10 protein-coding genes are annotated in these 17,006 nt (G+C 53.7%); 7 read left to right on the top strand and 3 right to left on the bottom strand.

The genetic code is table 11. The features are described 5' to 3' along the window. Window positions 1-2: 2 nt before the first annotated feature. From bcsZ to LG381_RS03235, 5 genes are all read left to right on the top strand, one after another. Window positions 3-1,109, top strand: a complete 1,107-nt coding sequence (gene bcsZ / locus LG381_RS03255; RefSeq protein ID WP_024165122.1) for a cellulose synthase complex periplasmic endoglucanase BcsZ — start codon at window positions 3-5, stop codon at window positions 1,107-1,109. Further along, window positions 1,091-4,564 carry a cellulose synthase complex outer membrane protein BcsC gene (bcsC, locus tag LG381_RS03250; protein WP_225762019.1) on the top strand — a complete coding sequence of 1,158 codons (3,474 nt, stop codon included), beginning with the start codon at window positions 1,091-1,093 and terminating at the stop codon, window positions 4,562-4,564. The genes bcsZ and bcsC overlap by 19 nt, the downstream gene beginning before the upstream one ends. Before the next feature lie 81 nt (window positions 4,565-4,645). Further along, on the top strand, window positions 4,646-6,634 hold the full coding sequence (gene hmsP / locus LG381_RS03245) for a biofilm formation regulator HmsP (protein WP_001266343.1): 1,989 nt from the start codon (window positions 4,646-4,648) through the stop codon (window positions 6,632-6,634). A gap of 182 nt (window positions 6,635-6,816) precedes the next feature. Continuing rightward, complete coding sequence (gene dctA, locus LG381_RS03240) at window positions 6,817-8,103, top strand: C4-dicarboxylate transporter DctC (RefSeq protein ID WP_000858214.1); 1,287 nt, start codon at window positions 6,817-6,819, stop codon at window positions 8,101-8,103. 219 nt (window positions 8,104-8,322) lie between these two features. Continuing rightward, window positions 8,323-9,819 carry an insulinase family protein gene (locus tag LG381_RS03235; protein ID WP_001163165.1) on the top strand — a complete coding sequence of 499 codons (1,497 nt, stop codon included), beginning with the start codon at window positions 8,323-8,325 and terminating at the stop codon, window positions 9,817-9,819. 95 nt (window positions 9,820-9,914) lie between these two features. On the opposite strand, the gene kdgK is transcribed toward LG381_RS03235, so the two are convergent. Continuing rightward, window positions 9,915-10,844 carry a 2-dehydro-3-deoxygluconokinase gene (kdgK, locus tag LG381_RS03230; RefSeq protein ID WP_225762018.1) on the bottom strand — a complete coding sequence of 310 codons (930 nt, stop codon included), beginning with the start codon at window positions 10,842-10,844 and terminating at the stop codon, window positions 9,915-9,917. 231 nt (window positions 10,845-11,075) lie between these two features. Here kdgK and pdeH point away from each other — a divergent pair, with 231 nt between their 5' ends. After that, the gene (gene pdeH / locus LG381_RS03225; RefSeq protein WP_105280317.1) at window positions 11,076-11,843 is read left to right on the top strand and encodes a cyclic-guanylate-specific phosphodiesterase; all 768 of its coding nucleotides are present in this window, start codon (window positions 11,076-11,078) and stop codon (window positions 11,841-11,843) included. 69 nt (window positions 11,844-11,912) lie between these two features. Continuing rightward, the gene (locus LG381_RS03220; RefSeq protein WP_225762017.1) at window positions 11,913-13,973 is read left to right on the top strand and encodes an AsmA family protein; all 2,061 of its coding nucleotides are present in this window, start codon (window positions 11,913-11,915) and stop codon (window positions 13,971-13,973) included. Between the two features lie 295 nt (window positions 13,974-14,268). Here the strand turns inward: LG381_RS03220 and LG381_RS03215 are convergent, their stop codons facing one another. Next, window positions 14,269-15,591 carry an MFS transporter gene (locus LG381_RS03215; protein WP_001149026.1) on the bottom strand — a complete coding sequence of 441 codons (1,323 nt, stop codon included), beginning with the start codon at window positions 15,589-15,591 and terminating at the stop codon, window positions 14,269-14,271. Between the two features lie 393 nt (window positions 15,592-15,984). Further along, the gene (yhjD, locus tag LG381_RS03210) at window positions 15,985-16,998 is read right to left on the bottom strand and encodes an inner membrane protein YhjD (protein WP_000191243.1); all 1,014 of its coding nucleotides are present in this window, start codon (window positions 16,996-16,998) and stop codon (window positions 15,985-15,987) included. Between the last annotated feature and the right edge of the window lie 8 nt (window positions 16,999-17,006).

The following is a 17,006-nucleotide window of genomic DNA, read 5'->3' as shown; positions in this document are numbered from 1 at the left end:
TGATGAATGTTTTGCGTAGTGGAATTGTGACGATGCTGCTGCTGGCTACCTTTAGTGTTCAGGCAGCCTGCAGTTGGCCTGCCTGGGAGCAGTTCAAAAAGGATTACATCAGTCAGGAAGGGCGCGTCATCGATCCCAGCGACGCGCGCAAAATTACCACCTCCGAAGGGCAAAGCTACGGCATGTTCTTTGCCCTGGCGGCTAACGACCGTGCAGCTTTCGATAACCTTCTCGACTGGACGCAGAATAATCTTGCCCAAGGCTCATTAAAAGAACATTTGCCCGCCTGGCTATGGGGCAAGAAAGAGAATGCGAAGTGGGAAGTGCTGGACAGCAACTCAGCTTCTGACGGCGATATCTGGATGGCCTGGTCACTGCTGGAGGCCGGTCGATTGTGGAAAGAGCAACGTTATACTGACATCGGCAGCGCGTTGTTAAAACGCATTGCGCAAGAGGAAGTGGTGACAGTGCCGGGGCTGGGCTCCATGCTGTTACCGGGCAAAGTGGGTTTTGCCGAGAATAACACCTGGCGTTTTAACCCAAGTTATCTGCCCCCGACGCTGGCGCAGTATTTCACCCGCTTTGGCGCACCGTGGACCACGTTGCGCGAAACGAATCAACGTTTATTGCTGGAAACCGCCCCGAAGGGCTTTTCGCCAGACTGGGTACGCTATGAGAAAGACAAAGGTTGGCAGTTAAAGCCGGAGAAAACGCTGATCAGCAGTTACGACGCTATTCGCGTCTATATGTGGGTTGGCATGATGCCCGACAGCGATCCGCAAAAAGCGCGGATGCTCAACCGTTTTAAACCGATGGCGACATTCACCGAGAAAAACGGCTATCCGCCGGAGAAAGTCGATGTCGCTACGGGTAAAGCGCAGGGTAAAGGGCCAGTCGGTTTTTCTGCGGCTATGTTGCCATTTCTTCAGGATCGTGATGCCCAGGCCGTACAGCGTCAGCGTATTGCCGATAACTTTCCTGGTAGTGATGCCTATTACAACTATGTGTTGACCCTGTTTGGACAAGGCTGGGATCAACACCGTTTCCGCTTCTCGACAAAAGGTGAGTTATTACCTGACTGGGGCCAGGAATGCGCAAATTCACACTAAATATCCTTACGCTTTCCCTCGGTCTGGCCGTGATGCCGATGGTCGAGGCGGCACCAACCGCCCAGCAACAGTTGCTGGAACAGGTTCGTGTGGGCGAAGCGACCCATCGCGAAGACCTGGTGCAGCAATCGCTGTATCGTCTGGAACTTATTGATCCGAATAACCCGGATGTCGTTGCCGCCCGTTTTCGCTCTCTGTTACGCCAGGGCGATGTTGATGGTGCACAAAAACAGCTCGACCGATTGTCGCAATTAGCGCCGAGTTCAAATGCGTATAAATCATCGCGTACCACAATGTTGCTTTCCACGCCGGATGGTCGCCAGGCACTGCAACAGGCACGATTGCAGGCGACTACCGGTCATGCGGAAGAAGCCGTGGCGGGTTACAACAAACTGTTCAACGGAGCGCCGCCAGCAGGTGACATTGCCGTCGAGTACTGGAGTACGGTAGCGAAAATTCCGGCTCGCCGTAGCGAAGCGATTAATCAGCTAAAACGCATCAATGCGGATACGCCGGGCAATACGGGGTTGCAAAATAATCTGGCGCTATTGCTGTTTAGCAGCGATCGCCGTGACGAAGGTTTTGCCGTCCTGGAACAGATGGCGAAATCTAACGCCGGGCGCGAGGGGGCTTCTAAAATCTGGTACGGGCAGATTAAAGACATGCCCGTGAGCGACGCCAGCGTGTCGGCACTGAAAAAATATCTCTCTATTTTTAGCGATGGCGATAGTGTGGCGGCTGCGCAATCGCAACTGGCAGAACAACAAAAGCAACTGGCCGATCCTAATTTCCGCGCCCGTGCGCAAGGTTTAGCGGCGGTGGACTCTGGCATGGCGGGTAAAGCCATTCCCGAACTACAACAGGCGGTGCGGGCGAACCCGAAAGACAGTGAGGCTCTGGGGGCGCTGGGGCAGGCGTATTCCCAGAATGGCGATCGCGCTAATGCGGTGGCGAATCTGGAAAAAGCCCTCGCGCTGGACCCGAACAGCAGCAACAACGACAAATGGAACAGTCTGCTGAAGGTGAATCGCTACTGGCTGGCGATCCAGCAGGGCGATGCTGCGCTGAAAGCCAATAATCCCGACCGGGCAGAACGCCTGTTCCAGCAGGCGCGCAATGTCGATAACGCCGACAGCTATGCGGTGCTGGGGCTGGGCGATGTGGCGATGGCGCGCAAAGATTACCCCGCCGCCGAACGTTATTATCAGCAGACGCTGCGCATGGACAGCGGCAACACCAACGCCGTGCGCGGGCTGGCGAATCTTTATCGCCAGCAGTCGCCGGAAAAAGCCGAAGCGTTTATTGCCTCGCTCTCTGCCAGCCAGCGGCGCAGCGTTGATGACATCGAACGCAGCCTGCAAAACGACCGCTTATCACAGCAGGCGGAGGCACTGGAAAATCAGGGTAAATGGGCGCAGGCGGCAGCACTTCAGCGTCAGCGACTGGCGCTCGATCCCGGCAGTGTGTGGATTACTTACCGGCTTTCGCAGGATCTCTGGCAGGCCGGACAACGCAGCCAGGCCGATACGTTAATGCGCAATCTGGCGCAACAGAAGCCGAACGACCCGGAGCAGGTTTACGCTTACGGACTGTATCTTTCCGGTCACGACCGGGAAAGAGCCGCGCTGGCGCATGTCAGCAGCCTGCCGCGCGCACAGTGGAACAGCAATATTCAGGAACTGGAAAACCGCCTGCAAAGCGATCAGGTACTGGAAACCGCCAGCCGCCTGCGTGAAAGCGGTAAAGAGGCAGAAGCGGAAGCGATGCTGCGCCAGCAGCCACCGTCCACGCGCATTGACCTCACCCTGGCCGACTGGGCACAGCAGCGACGTGATGACACCGCCGCCCGCGCGGCGTATCAGAATGTCCTGACGCGGGAGCCAGCTAACGTTGATGCCATTCTTGGCCTGACGGAAGTGGATATCGCCGCCGGTGACAAAGCGGCGGCACGCAGTCAGCTGGCGAAACTGCCCGCCACCGACAATACCTCACTGAATACACAGCGGCGCGTGGCGCTGGTACAGGCGCAGCTTGGCGATACCGCAGCGGCGCAGCAGACGTTTAACAAGCTGATCCCGCAGGCAAAATCTCAGCCGCCGTCGATGGAAAGTGCGATGGTACTGCGTGATGGTGCAGGGTTTGAAGCGCAGGCGGGCGATCCGGAGCAGGCGCTGGAAACCTACAAAGACGCGATGGTCGCATCCGGTGTGACCACGACGCGTCCGCAGGATAACGACACCTTTACCCGTCTGACCCGTAACGATGAGAAGGACGACTGGCTGAAGCGCGGCGTGCGCAGCGATGCGGCGGATCTCTATCGTCAGCAGGATCTTAACGTCACCCTGGAGCACGACTACTGGGGATCGAGCGGCACCGGTGGCTATTCCGACCTGAAAGCGCACACCACCATGTTGCAGGTGGATGCACCGTATTCTGACGGACGGATGTTCTTTCGCAGTGATTTCGTCAATATGAACGTCGGCAGTTTTTCCGCCGACGCCGAGGGTAAATGGGATAACAACTGGGGCACCTGTACGTTGCAGGACTGTAGCGGCAACCGCAGCCAGTCGGATTCCGGCGCCAGCGTGGCGGTCGGCTGGCGAAATGACGTCTGGAGCTGGGATATCGGCACCACACCGATGGGCTTCAACGTGGTGGATGTGGTCGGCGGCATCAGTTACAGCGATGATATCGGGCCGCTTGGTTACACCGTTAACGCCCATCGTCGCCCCATCTCCAGTTCGTTACTGGCCTTTGGTGGGCAGAAAGCCTCCCCGGGTAATACCGGGAAAAAATGGGGCGGCGTGCGTGCCGATGGCGTGGGGCTGAGTCTGAGCTACGATAAAGGTGAAGCGAACGGCGTCTGGGCATCCCTTAGCGGCGACCAGTTAACCGGCAAAAATGTCGAAGATAACTGGCGCGTGCGCTGGATGACGGGCTATTACTATAAGGTCATCAACCAGAATAATCGCCGCGTCACTGTTGGCCTGAACAATATGATCTGGCATTACGACAAAGACCTGAGTGGGTACTCACTCGGTCAGGGCGGTTACTACAGCCCGCAGGAATACCTGTCGTTTGCCATACCGGTGATGTGGCGTGAGCGGACGGAAAACTGGTCATGGGAGCTGGGCGCGTCTGGCTCGTGGTCGCATTCGCGCACCAAAACCATGCCGCGTTATCCGCTGATGAACCTGATCCCGACGGACTGGAAAGAGGATGCCGCCAGCCAGACCAACGACGGCGGCAGCAGTCAGGGCTTTGGCTACACGGCGCGGGCGTTACTTGAGCGTCGGGTCACGTCCAACTGGTTTGTCGGCACGGCAATCGATATCCAGCAGGCGAAAGATTATGCGCCAAGCCATTTCCTGCTCTACGTGCGGTATTCCGCCGCCGGATGGCAGGGCGACATGGATTTACCGCCGCAGCCGCTGATACCTTACGCCGACTGGTAAGTTTTCAGATAGCGCCTCTCTTAATGCCGCTGCGATCGGGTATACTCGGGCGGCAATCTGGGATTTCCGGGGGGAGACAATTTGCGCGTTAGTCGCTCGTTAACAATTAAGCAGATGGCAATGGTGGCGGCCGTTGTCATGGTGTTCGTTTTTATTTTTTGCACTGTTTTGCTGTTCCACCTGGTACAGCAGAATCGCTATAACACGGCTACGCAACTGGAAAGCATTGCTCGCTCTGTCCGCGAACCCTTATCTTCCGCCATTTTAAAAGGTGATATTCCCCAGGCGGAAGCTATTCTTGCCAGCATAAAACCAGCGGGCGTGGTCAGTCGCGCCGACGTGGTGCTGCCTAATCAGTTCCAGGCACTGCGTAAAAGTTTTATTCCAGAGCGCCCGGTGCCGGTGACGTTCACCCGACTGTTTGAGTTACCGGTACAAATCTCGCTGGGCGTCTACTCGCTGGAACGTCCTGCTACCCCGCAGCCGATTGCCTATCTGGTGTTACAGGCGGATTCCTTCCGCATGTACAAGTTCGTGATGAGCACTGTCTCTACGTTAGTGACCATTTACTTACTTTTGTCGCTGATCCTGACGGTGGCGATTAGCTGGTGCATTAATCGACTGATATTACATCCTTTACGCAATATCGCTCGCGAGCTAAACGCCATTCCACCGCAAGAGATTGTCGGTCATCAACTGGCCTTGCCGCGTCTGCACCAGGACGACGAAATCGGTATGCTGGTGCGTAGTTACAACCTCAATCAGCAATTGTTGCAGCGCCATTATGAAGAACAGTGCGAAAACGCGATGCGTTTCCCGGTGTCGGATTTGCCAAACAAAGCCTTGCTGATGGAGATGCTGGAACAGGTGGTCGCACGTAAACAAACCACCGCACTGATGATCATCACTTGTGAAACGTTACGTGATACTGCTGGCGTGCTGAAAGAGGCGCAGCGGGAAATCCTGCTACTGACGCTGGTGGAGAAAATCAAATCGGTGCTGTCGCCACGCATGATCCTCGCACAGGTCAGTGGCTATGACTTCGCTGTGATCGCTAATGGTGTACAGGAACCGTGGCACGCTATTACATTAGGTCAGCAAGTGCTCACTATCATGAGTGAACGCTTGCCGATTGAACGTATTCAGCTACGTCCGCACTGTAGCATCGGTGTGGCGATGTTCTATGGCGATCTCACTGCCGAACAACTTTATGGTCGTGCTATTTCGGCGGCATTTACCGCCCGTCATAAAGGGAAGAATCAGATTCAGTTCTATGATCCACAGCAGATGGAAGAAGCTCAACAACGGTTGACGGAAGAGAGCGATATCCTTAATGCACTGGAAAATCATAAGTTTGCTATTTGGCTACAGCCACAGGTGGAGATGACCAGCGGCAAACTCGTCAGCGCGGAAGCGTTGCTGCGCATCCAGCAAGCGGATGGCACCTGGGAACTGCCGGATGGCTTAATCGATCGTATTGAGTCCTGTGGGCTGATGGTTACCGTCGGTCATTGGGTGCTGGAGGAATCCTGTCGACTGCTTGCTGCCTGGCAAGAGCGCGGCATTATGTTGCCATTATCGGTGAATCTCTCGGCGCTACAGTTGATGCACCCAAATATGGTGCCGGATATGCTGGGGTTATTAACTCGTTATCGTATTCAGCCTGGAACGTTGATCCTGGAGGTCACGGAAAGCCGACGCATTGATGACCCTCACGCGGCGGTGGCGATCCTTCGTCCGCTGCGCAACGCCGGCGTACAGGTGGCGCTGGATGATTTCGGCATGGGTTACGCAGGGCTGCGTCAGTTGCAGCATATGAAATCGTTGCCAATAGACGTGCTGAAAATCGACAAAATGTTTGTTGAGGGCTTACCGGAAGATAGCAGCATGATTGCTGCAATTATCATGCTGGCACAAAGCCTGAATCTGCAAATGATTGCTGAAGGCGTAGAAACGGAAGCACAACGCGACTGGCTGGCAAAAGCGGGCGTTGGTATTGCCCAGGGCTTCCTTTTTGCTCGCCCACTCCCTATTGAAATCTTCGAAGAGAGTTACCTGGAAGAAAAGTAGCTACCCCAAACTGATTACAAAACTTTAAAAAGTGCTGGTTTGTGCGAGCCAGCTCAAACTTTTTAACCTTTTTGTTTCAATTATGATCCAGGTACATTTCTGTGATGTTGTCTGGGTGTTATTTTAAGGCCGCAGGTACCCCATAACCTTACAAGACCTGTGGTTTTACTAAAGGACACCCTATGAAAACCTCTCTGTTTAAAAGCCTTTACTTTCAGGTTCTGACAGCGATAGCCATTGGTATTCTCCTTGGCCATTTCTACCCTGAGATAGGCGAGCAAATGAAACCGCTTGGCGACGGGTTCGTTAAGCTCATTAAGATGATCATCGCTCCTGTCATCTTTTGTACCGTCGTAACGGGCATTGCGGGCATGGAAAGCATGAAGGCGGTCGGCCGTACCGGCGCAGTCGCACTGCTTTACTTTGAAATTGTCAGTACCATCGCGCTGATTATTGGTCTTATCATCGTTAACGTCGTGCAGCCTGGCGCCGGAATGAACGTCGATCCGGCAACGCTTGATGCGAAAGCGGTAGCGGTTTACGCCGATCAGGCAAAAGACCAGGGCATTGTCGCCTTTATTATGGATGTCATCCCGGCGAGCGTCATTGGCGCATTTGCCAGCGGTAACATCCTGCAGGTGCTGCTGTTTGCCGTACTGTTTGGTTTTGCGCTCCACCGTCTGGGCAGCAAAGGCCAACTGATTTTTAACGTTATCGAAAGTTTCTCGCAGGTCATCTTCGGCATCATCAATATGATCATGCGTCTGGCACCCATCGGTGCGTTCGGGGCGATGGCGTTTACCATCGGTAAATACGGCGTCGGCACCCTGGTGCAACTTGGGCAGCTCATTATCTGCTTCTACATCACCTGTATCCTGTTTGTGGTGTTGGTACTGGGTTCAATCGCTAAAGCGACCGGTTTCAGTATTTTCAAATTTATCCGCTACATCCGTGAAGAACTGCTGATTGTGCTGGGAACATCCTCTTCCGAGTCGGCGCTGCCGCGTATGCTCGACAAGATGGAGAAACTCGGCTGCCGCAAATCGGTGGTGGGGCTGGTTATCCCGACAGGCTACTCGTTTAACCTTGATGGGACATCGATATACCTGACGATGGCGGCGGTATTTATTGCCCAGGCCACTAACAGTCAGATGGATATCGTCCACCAAATCACGCTGTTGATTGTGTTGCTGCTCTCTTCTAAAGGGGCGGCAGGGGTAACGGGTAGTGGCTTTATCGTGCTGGCGGCGACACTCTCTGCGGTGGGCCATTTGCCGGTGGCGGGTCTGGCGCTGATCCTCGGTATCGACCGCTTCATGTCAGAAGCCCGTGCGCTGACTAACCTGGTCGGTAACGGCGTTGCGACCATCGTGGTTGCTAAGTGGGTTAAAGAGCTGGACCACAAAAAACTGGATGATGTGCTGAATAATCGTGCGCCGGATGGCAAAACGCACGAATTATCCTCTTAATCTCACCACTTATGCCCGCACTCCCTTCCCCGAGTGCGGGTGTTTGAGCATAATTGCCCCCTGTGCCCGAACTTACCACCTGGGTGAGTTCGGGTTTATTTCACTTCCTCCGTGACATTTTCATGTTCTTGCGGTCTAACACGAAGTGTTTTTAACGTCATTTAGGCTGACCGATAGCGGGCAGTCTTTTATTACCAGGATAGTTGATCAGGGGTTCACATGCAGGGCACAAAAATTCGACTTTTAGCGGGCGGTTTGCTGGTGATGGCCACTGCTGGCTATGTGCAGGCAGATGCGCTCCAGCCTGATCCAGCATGGCAACAGGGGACGCTCGCTAACGGTTTACAGTGGCAAGTGCTGACCACGCCCCAGCGTCCCAGCGATCGTGTTGAAATTCGCCTGCTGGTTAATACCGGTTCGCTCGCCGAAAGTACACAACAGAGCGGTTACAGTCATGCCATTCCTCGTATTGCGCTGACGCAAAGCGGTGGTCTGGAAGCGGCACAGGCACGTTCATTGTGGCAGCAGGGGATCGACCCTAAGCGCCCGATGCCGCCGGTGATCGTCTCTTACGACACCACGCTGTTTAATCTGAGTTTGCCAAATAATCGTAACGATCTGCTGAAAGAGGCGCTCTCTTATCTGGCGAATGCGACCGGCAAGCTGACCATCACACCAGAAACGGTTAACCATGCGCTGCAAAGCCAGGATATGGTGGCAACTTGGCCTGCCGACACTAAAGAAGGCTGGTGGCGCTATCGTCTGAAAGGATCAACTTTGTTAGGTCACGATCCTGCCGATCCGCTGAAAAAGCCCGTTGAAGCGGAAAAGATTAAAGATTTCTACCAGAAATGGTACACCCCAGATGCAATGACGCTGCTGGTGGTGGGGAACGTTGATGCGCGCTCGGTTGTCGACCAAATCAACAAAACGTTTGGCGAACTGAAAGGCAAACGTGAAACACCGGCTCCGGTGCCGACGCTTTCTCCGCTGCGTGCGGAAGCGGTGAGCATTATGACCGACGCGGTGCGCCAGGATCGGTTATCTATCATGTGGGACACGCCGTGGCAGCCGATTCGTGAGTCAGCCGCACTGCTGCGCTACTGGCGCGCGGACCTGGCTCGTGAGGCGCTGTTCTGGCATGTTCAGCAAGCATTAAGCGCCAATAACAGCAAAGACATCGGCCTTGGATTTGATTGCCGAGTGCTGTATCTGCGTGCGCAATGTGCCATCAACATCGAGTCACCAAACGACAAGCTGAACAGCAACCTTAATCTGGTGGCGCGTGAACTGGCGAAAGTTCGCGATAAAGGTCTGCCGGAAGAAGAGTTCAACGCCCTGGTCGCGCAAAAGAAACTGGAGCTGCAGAAACTGTTTGCCGCCTATGCACGAGCTGATACCGATATTCTGATGGGGCAGCGGATGCGTTCACTGCAAAATCAGGTTGTCGATATTGCACCGGAGCAATATCAGAAACTGCGTCAGGATTTCCTTAACAGCCTGACGGTAGAGATGTTAAATCAGGATCTGCGTCAGCAGTTGTCGAACGACATGGCGTTAATTCTGCTGCAGCCGAAAGGCGAGCCGGAATTTAACATGAAATCGTTGCAGGCTGCCTGGGATCAAATCATGGCGCCATCGACTACGGCTGCGGCGACGTCTGTCGCCACGGATGATGTGCATCCTGAAGTGACGGATATTCCACCTGCACAGTAATGCCTGATGGTGATGAGTTAGCACAACCATCAGGTATTTATGGATGAGCTGGATAGAGGGGTAACACTTTATCCAGCCTTTTGCATATGCTGCTTTTACGCTGGCATCGCCTCACGCGGGATAATCGCGCCGCGATACTGGATAACGGTACTTGCGGTCAGGTGCCCGCGTTTCGCCGCGTCTTCCGCACTGCCGCCCGTCAAACGTACCGCCAGATAACCGGCACTGAAAGAGTCGCCAGCTGCGGTGGTATCGATCACTTTTTCTTTCGGCAGTTTCACCGCCGGAACATCCACTAACCCTTCGCCAGCAATAGACACCAGGCAAGAATCCGCCCCGCGTTTTACCACCACTTCTTTCACGCCCGCTTTATGGGTACGCGCAATGACGTCTTCCACCGGCTGTTGACCCCACAGCGCGTCTTCATCGTCCAGCGTCAGGAAGGCGATATCTGTGCATTCCAGCATTTGCTGGTACACCTGCTGCGTCTCTTCTTTGCTCGCCCACAGGCGCGGACGGTAGTTATTGTCGAAAATGACCTTCCCGCCGTTGGCACGGCATTCGCGCAGCAGAGAAAGCAGCTTCTCGCGGCTGGTCGGACTTAAGATCGCCAGGCTAATCCCGCTAAGGTAAAGGTAATCGAAATTCGCCAGCTCTTCACAAATTGCTGCTGACTGCTCGCTCTCCAGCCAGAATTTAGCTGCGGCTTCGTTACGCCAGTAGTAGAAAGTGCGTTCGCCAGTGCTATCGGTTTCAATGTAGTAAAGACCCGGCAGGCGGTTTTCCATCCGTTGGGTCAGGGAAGTATCGACGTTCTCGCCGTGCCAGGCGTCCAGCATCTGCTGACTAAAACTGTCTGTCCCCAGCGCCGTTACGTAGTGAACGGTTAATGCCGCAGGATCGACCTGACGAGCGATGTAGACGGAAGTATTCAGGGTATCGCCGCCGAAACCGCGCTTAACGTCTGCGCCTTTCTCGGAAAGCTCAATCATGCATTCGCCAATCACGGCAATCTTTTTGGACATAGTCGTGAACCTGATCTGTAAAAAATTAGCGTTAGTTTGCGCTGTGGTGGTTTGCTGGTCAACTATATTAAAACGCTGTTCCATTATTTTTTTGAGCCAGAACGTATTCCTGGAAGATTCCGTCGTTGTGTGGGCAAATTAACTTCTCTCTGGCGGTAAAGTTCTGCCGTGGCGCGCCGATAATATTTGTCGAGTCCGGGCAGCATCACTTTTAAACACAGGACATCTTCGATGATAAGGCAGGTTATCCAGCGAATAAGCAACCCTGAAACAAGCATCGAGAGCTTGCAGGAACGGCGTTTTTGGTTGCAGTGTGAGCGCGTTTATACCTGGCAGCCGATTTACCAGACTTCCGGACGATTGATGGCCGTGGAGCTTTTAACCATTGTCACGCATCCTGATAATCCCTCGCAACGGCTGCCGCCAGATCGTTATTTTGCCGAAATCACCGTCAGGCATCGTATGGATGTGGTGAAAGAACAGATTGATTTACTGGCGAAAAAAGCTGCGTTCTTCGTTGAGCACGGCCTGCTGGCATCGGTTAATATTGATGGACCTACGCTTCTTGCCCTACGTCAGCAGCCGGAAATTTTGCGTCAGATTGACCGTCTTCCCTGGCTGCGTTTCGAACTGGTGGAACACATCCGTCTACCGAAAGATTCAACGTTTGCCTCGATGTGCGAATTTGGCCCACTGTGGCTGGATGATTTTGGCACCGGGATGGCAAATTTCTCTGCGCTAAGTGAAGTGCGTTACGACTACATCAAAATCGCTCGCGAACTGTTTGTGATGTTGCGCCAGTCGCCCGAAGGTCGCACGCTCTTTTCCCAGCTTTTGCATTTGATGAACCGCTACTGCCGTGGGGTGATCGTCGAAGGTATCGAGACTGAGGAAGAGTGGGGCGATGTGCAAAATTCTCCCGCATTCGCCGCACAAGGCTGGTTTCTTTCACGTCCGGCACCAATCGAAACGCTGGACTCGGTGGTGTTGGCTCTGTAAGCCGCCTCATTTTCTGCCTGGCTGGACTATCTTTAGGACTGGCACAGGAAGAATGTGAGGAAGCGAACTATGAGCAAAGCAGGCAAAATAACCGCTGCGATTTCAGGGGCTTTCTTGTTGTTGATCGTCGTGGCGATCATTTTGATTGCAACGTTTGACTGGAACCGTCTCAAACCGACCATCAACCAGAAAGTCTCTGCGGAACTGAATCGCTCCTTCGCCATCCGTGGCGATCTTGGCGTGGTGTGGGAACGGCAAAAGCAGGAAACCGGCTGGCGTAGCTGGATGCCGTGGCCTCATGTACACGCACAAGACATCATTCTCGGCAACCCGCCGGATATTCCCGAAGTGACGATGGTACATTTACCGCGCGTAGAAGCGACGCTGGCTCCGCTGGCGTTGCTGACTAAAACGGTCTGGCTGCCCTGGATCAAGCTGGAAAAGCCCGACGCGCGCCTGATTCGCCTCTCAGAAAAGAACAATAACTGGACGTTTAATCTCGCCAACGATGACAACAAAGACGCGAATGCAAAGCCGTCGGCGTGGTCGTTCCGTCTGGATAATATTCTGTTCGATCAAGGGCGGATCGCTATTGATGACAAAGTAAGCAAAGCAGATCTGGAAATTTTTGTCGATCCGTTAGGCAAGCCGTTGCCATTCAGCGAAGTTACTGGATCGAAAGGTAAAGCAGATAAAGAGAAGGTAGGCGATTACGTTTTTGGCCTGAAAGCGCAGGGGCGCTATAACGGCGAACCGCTCACGGGTACAGGAAAAATAGGCGGTATGCTGGCGCTGCGTGGCGAAGGAACACCTTTTCCGGTGCAGGCTGATTTTCGCTCCGGTAATACCCGTGTTGCTTTTGATGGCGTCGTGAATGACCCAATGAAAATGGGCGGCGTCGATTTACGGCTTAAATTTTCCGGCGATTCGCTGGGTGATCTCTATGAACTGACGGGCGTTCTGCTGCCCGATACCCCGCCGTTTGAAACGGATGGTCGGCTGGTAGCGAAAATCGACACTGAAAAATCGTCGGTCTTTGATTATCGCGGCTTTAACGGGCGCATTGGCGATAGCGATATCCACGGTTCTCTGGTCTACACCACCGGTAAGCCGCGACCAAAACTGGAAGGTGACGTTGAGTCACGGCAGTTGCGGCTGGCTGATTTGGGGCCATTGATTGGCGTTGATTCCGGGGAAGGGGCAGAAAAGTCGAAACGCTCTGAACAGAAGAAGGGCGAGAAAAACGTTCAGCCTGTGGGCAAAGTGCTGCCTTATGACCGCTTCGAAACCGATAAATGGGATGCGATGGATGCTGATGTTCGTTTCAAAGGGCGGCGCATAGAACATGGCAGCAGTTTGCCGATTAGCTCTCTTTCTACCCATATCATCCTCAAAAACGCTGACCTGCGTCTGCAACCGCTGAAATTTGGCATGGCGGGCGGCAGCATTGCGGCGAATATTCATCTGGAAGGGGATAAAAAACCGATGCAGGGGCGGGCGGATATACAGGCTCGTCGACTGAAACTGAAGGAGCTGATGCCGGATGTAGAACTGATGCAGAAAACGCTGGGAGAAATGAATGGCGATGCTGAACTGCGTGGTAGCGGTAACTCGGTGGCGGCGCTGCTGGGGAACAGTAACGGCAATCTGAAATTGTTGATGAATGACGGGCTGGTGAGCCGCAACCTGATGGAGATTGTTGGGCTGAATGTCGGCAACTACATTGTCGGTGCGATTTTCGGTGATGATGAGGTGCGGGTGAACTGCGCGGCGGCGAATGTGGATATTGCTAACGGTGTGGCACGCCCGCAGATTTTTGCTTTCGATACTGAGAATGCGTTGATCAATGTTACCGGCACGGCAAGTTTTGCTTCGGAGCAACTGGATTTGACTATTGATCCGGAGAGCAAAGGGATTCGTATTATCACGCTGCGTTCGCCGCTGTATGTGCGTGGGACGTTTAAGAGTCCGCAGGCTGGTGTGAAGGCCGGGCCGTTGATTGCCCGTGGCGCTGTTGCGGCGGCACTGGCAACGTTGGTGACGCCTGCGGCGGCGTTACTGGCGCTGATCTCACCTTCAGAAGGTGAAGCTAATCAGTGCCGGACGATTTTGTCGCAGATGAAGAAGTGATGGGGTTGGATTAGATTTGCTGGTGAATTCGGGAGCAGCGTGTTCCCCTCACCCTAACCCTCTCCCCAAAGGGGCGAGGGGACTGTTTTGTGCGTGTTGAAATAACGAGTACCACTTTTCCGTTCACTTTCTGGCGAGGGGACTGTTTTGTGCGTGTTGAAATAACGAGTACCGCTTTTCCGTTCACTTTCTGGGGGGGAGGGCTGTTATGCTCGCGATGTAACATCTCGCTCCGCTTTTCTCCCTCTCCCTTTCAGGGAGAGGGCTGGGGTGAGGGTGGCAGCCCGCACGATACTTACAACGACTGATGCCGCGTCTCATGCGTCAGCAGCAAGGCAATTAACGTCAAGCCAGCCATCGCCGCCAGATATAACCCCACTGCGCCTAACCCGTAGTTAGTCTGCAACCAGGCTGCGATATACGGCGCAACGGAAGCCCCAAGAATCGACGATACGTTGTAAGAGAACGATGCTCCGGTGTAACGCACTTCCGTCGGGAACAGTTCTGGCAACAGCGCGCCCATCGGCCCGAAAGTCAGCCCCATCAGACTTAACCCCAGCAGCAGGAAGGCAAAAACCAGAATCGGGTTGCCAGAACCGAGCAACGGGTTAAAGGCGAACAGCGCGAACAGGATGATCAGCGTCGTGATGATTACCATGCTTTTACGGCGACCAAAGGCATCAGCCAGTAATCCGGCGACTGGCACCATCACGCCAAAACCAATCACTGCCATCATCAGCATCCACAATACTTCGTTACGCGGCAGGCCAAGCCCAACTGGCGCGGCGGCGGTACTAAAGGTCATCGAGTAGACGGTCATGATGTAAAACAGCGTATAGGTTGCCAGCATAATGAACGTACCCAGTACGGTTACGCGAACATGTTTGGTCAGCAGCGTACCCAGCGGGATTTTCACCTGCTTTTTCGCTTTAGCGACTTTCTCAAACACCGGCGACTCATGCAGTGAAACGCGGACATACAGGCCGATAATCACCAGCACCGCCGAGAAGATAAACGGTACGCGCCAGCCCCAGCTCATAAACTGTTCGTCGGTCAGTAGCCAGGAAAGCAGCAAGAAAGTGCCGTTGGCAAAGAAGAAGCCAATCGGTGCGCCCAGTTGCGGGAAGGAGCCGTACAATGCACGTTTGCGCGGCGGGGCGTTTTCAGTTGCCAGCAGCGCCGCGCCGCCCCATTCACCGCCTAAACCCAGCCCCTGACCAAATCGAGCCAGCGCCAGCAGCAGCGGGGCGAAAATACCAATCGTGGCATAGCCCGGCAACAGACCAATCACCACTGTCGAAATTCCCATCGTTAGCAACGAGGCGACCAGCGTCGCTTTACGTCCAACGCGATCGCCAAAATGACCAAATACGGCAGAGCCGATGGGGCGCGCGACGAAGGCAATGGCGAAGGTGGCGAGCGACTGGAGCGTTGCTGCCGTAGGATCGCCCTGCGGGAAGAAGATATGCGGAAACACAATAACGGCCGCAGTGGCGTAAATATAAAAGTCGAAGAACTCAATGGCCGTGCCAATGAGAGAGGCGACAAGGACTTTATTACGCGAGTTTACCGGCGTGAATTCCTGGTTATTTTCGAGTGTTGTGGCTGTTGCTTGCATAATCTTTTCTTATTTTTTGGCTAACGAATAGCCATATTACGCACAGCAAAAGTGATATTTCAATGTGTAACAAATCGCGGAAATGGTCAAAAACCAGGCAAAAAGGGAATAATGTTTAGGCTGGTGATTTTTCTTCTATGAAATGCTTCACACAATTTCATAAATAGTCAATAAAACTGGTTTTAGGTTAAATAAAAGTTACCAACTGGATTTATATGCTGGGGTTATGAGTTGGAATGAAATTGTTTGCTCCTAAATAGATGGCTTAAGAGGCTCTGGGGAAGAGTTTCAAGAGGTTATGTGCGCATTATAGCCGGATGCGATGCTGGCACATTTTATCCGGCCTACGGGGAGCCAGGCCGAATAAGGCGTTTACGCCGCATCCGGCATATTTTAAGGCTGCGTTTTCCCCGGCATTCGCGGGTCATCTTTGTACTCGGCGGTGGCAATCCACGCCGCACAAAACAGCGTCAGACGAGCAAAGAAGTAGAAAAACGCCATCAGCCCCAGCACGGAACCAAATGCTGCGCCAGACGGGGATTTCATCAACGACGGCAGGGTGTAGGTCATCACGATTTTAATCACTTCAAAACCAATCGCTGCGAGGAATGTCCCGCGAATCAGCGCCTTTCTACGCGGACGGTGGCGTGGCAGGCGCCAGAAGATCCAAAAGAAAAGCAGATAGTTGGCAAAGATAGAAATCGCCAGACCAATCAACCGCCACGTCGGTTTCAGCCACTCAATGCTATTAAGGTGCAGCGCGCTAATAATCATTTGTTGCGCAGAACCGGCAACCGAGGTGATCGAAAGCGTCACAATCAGCGCAATCAACAAACCAATCAGCGAAATAAAGTCACGCAGATATTTTACCCAGAACTTCTCCTGATCTTGCGGCGAACGTTCCCAGACATCGCGCGATTGGGCGCGAATTGCTTCACGTAAATTCCCCATCCAGTTGATGCCGGAGTATAGCGCCACGGCTAACCCGACAAGTCCTACGGTAGTACGCTGCTGAACGGCAGTGTTGATGGTGTTTTTCAACGTGGCGGCAAGCGTCGGATCGCTGATGTTTTGCAGAATCTTATCGAAGATATCCTGTAACAGCATCGGATGGGAGGCCAGCACAAAACCCCCTGCGGCAAACGACACCATCAAAATCGGGATCATCGACAAAAACGAGAAATAGGTGATAGCCGCACCAAACTGGTTACCCAGCCGATCGTTAAAGCGTTCTGTCGCGCGAATAAGGTGTGCGATGATCGGTTGGCGTTGGATTTTTTCGGCGGTGGTGGTGACGGTTTCCAGCGCCTGGCTAACTTTGCCGCCTTTATCGCTATTATCCAGATGCTTAATTGGCTCGTGCTCCAGATCCTGGGTGGGACGTTTGATCTCGTTTTCCTGCGTCATCCGCTCTT

Source organism: Escherichia sp. Marseille-Q3837 (genome assembly GCF_916618735.1).
GTDB lineage: Bacteria > Pseudomonadota > Gammaproteobacteria > Enterobacterales > Enterobacteriaceae > Escherichia > Escherichia ruysiae.
The sequence above is the reverse complement of the archived record's forward strand: the minus strand, read 5'-3'. Positions and strand labels throughout refer to the sequence as shown.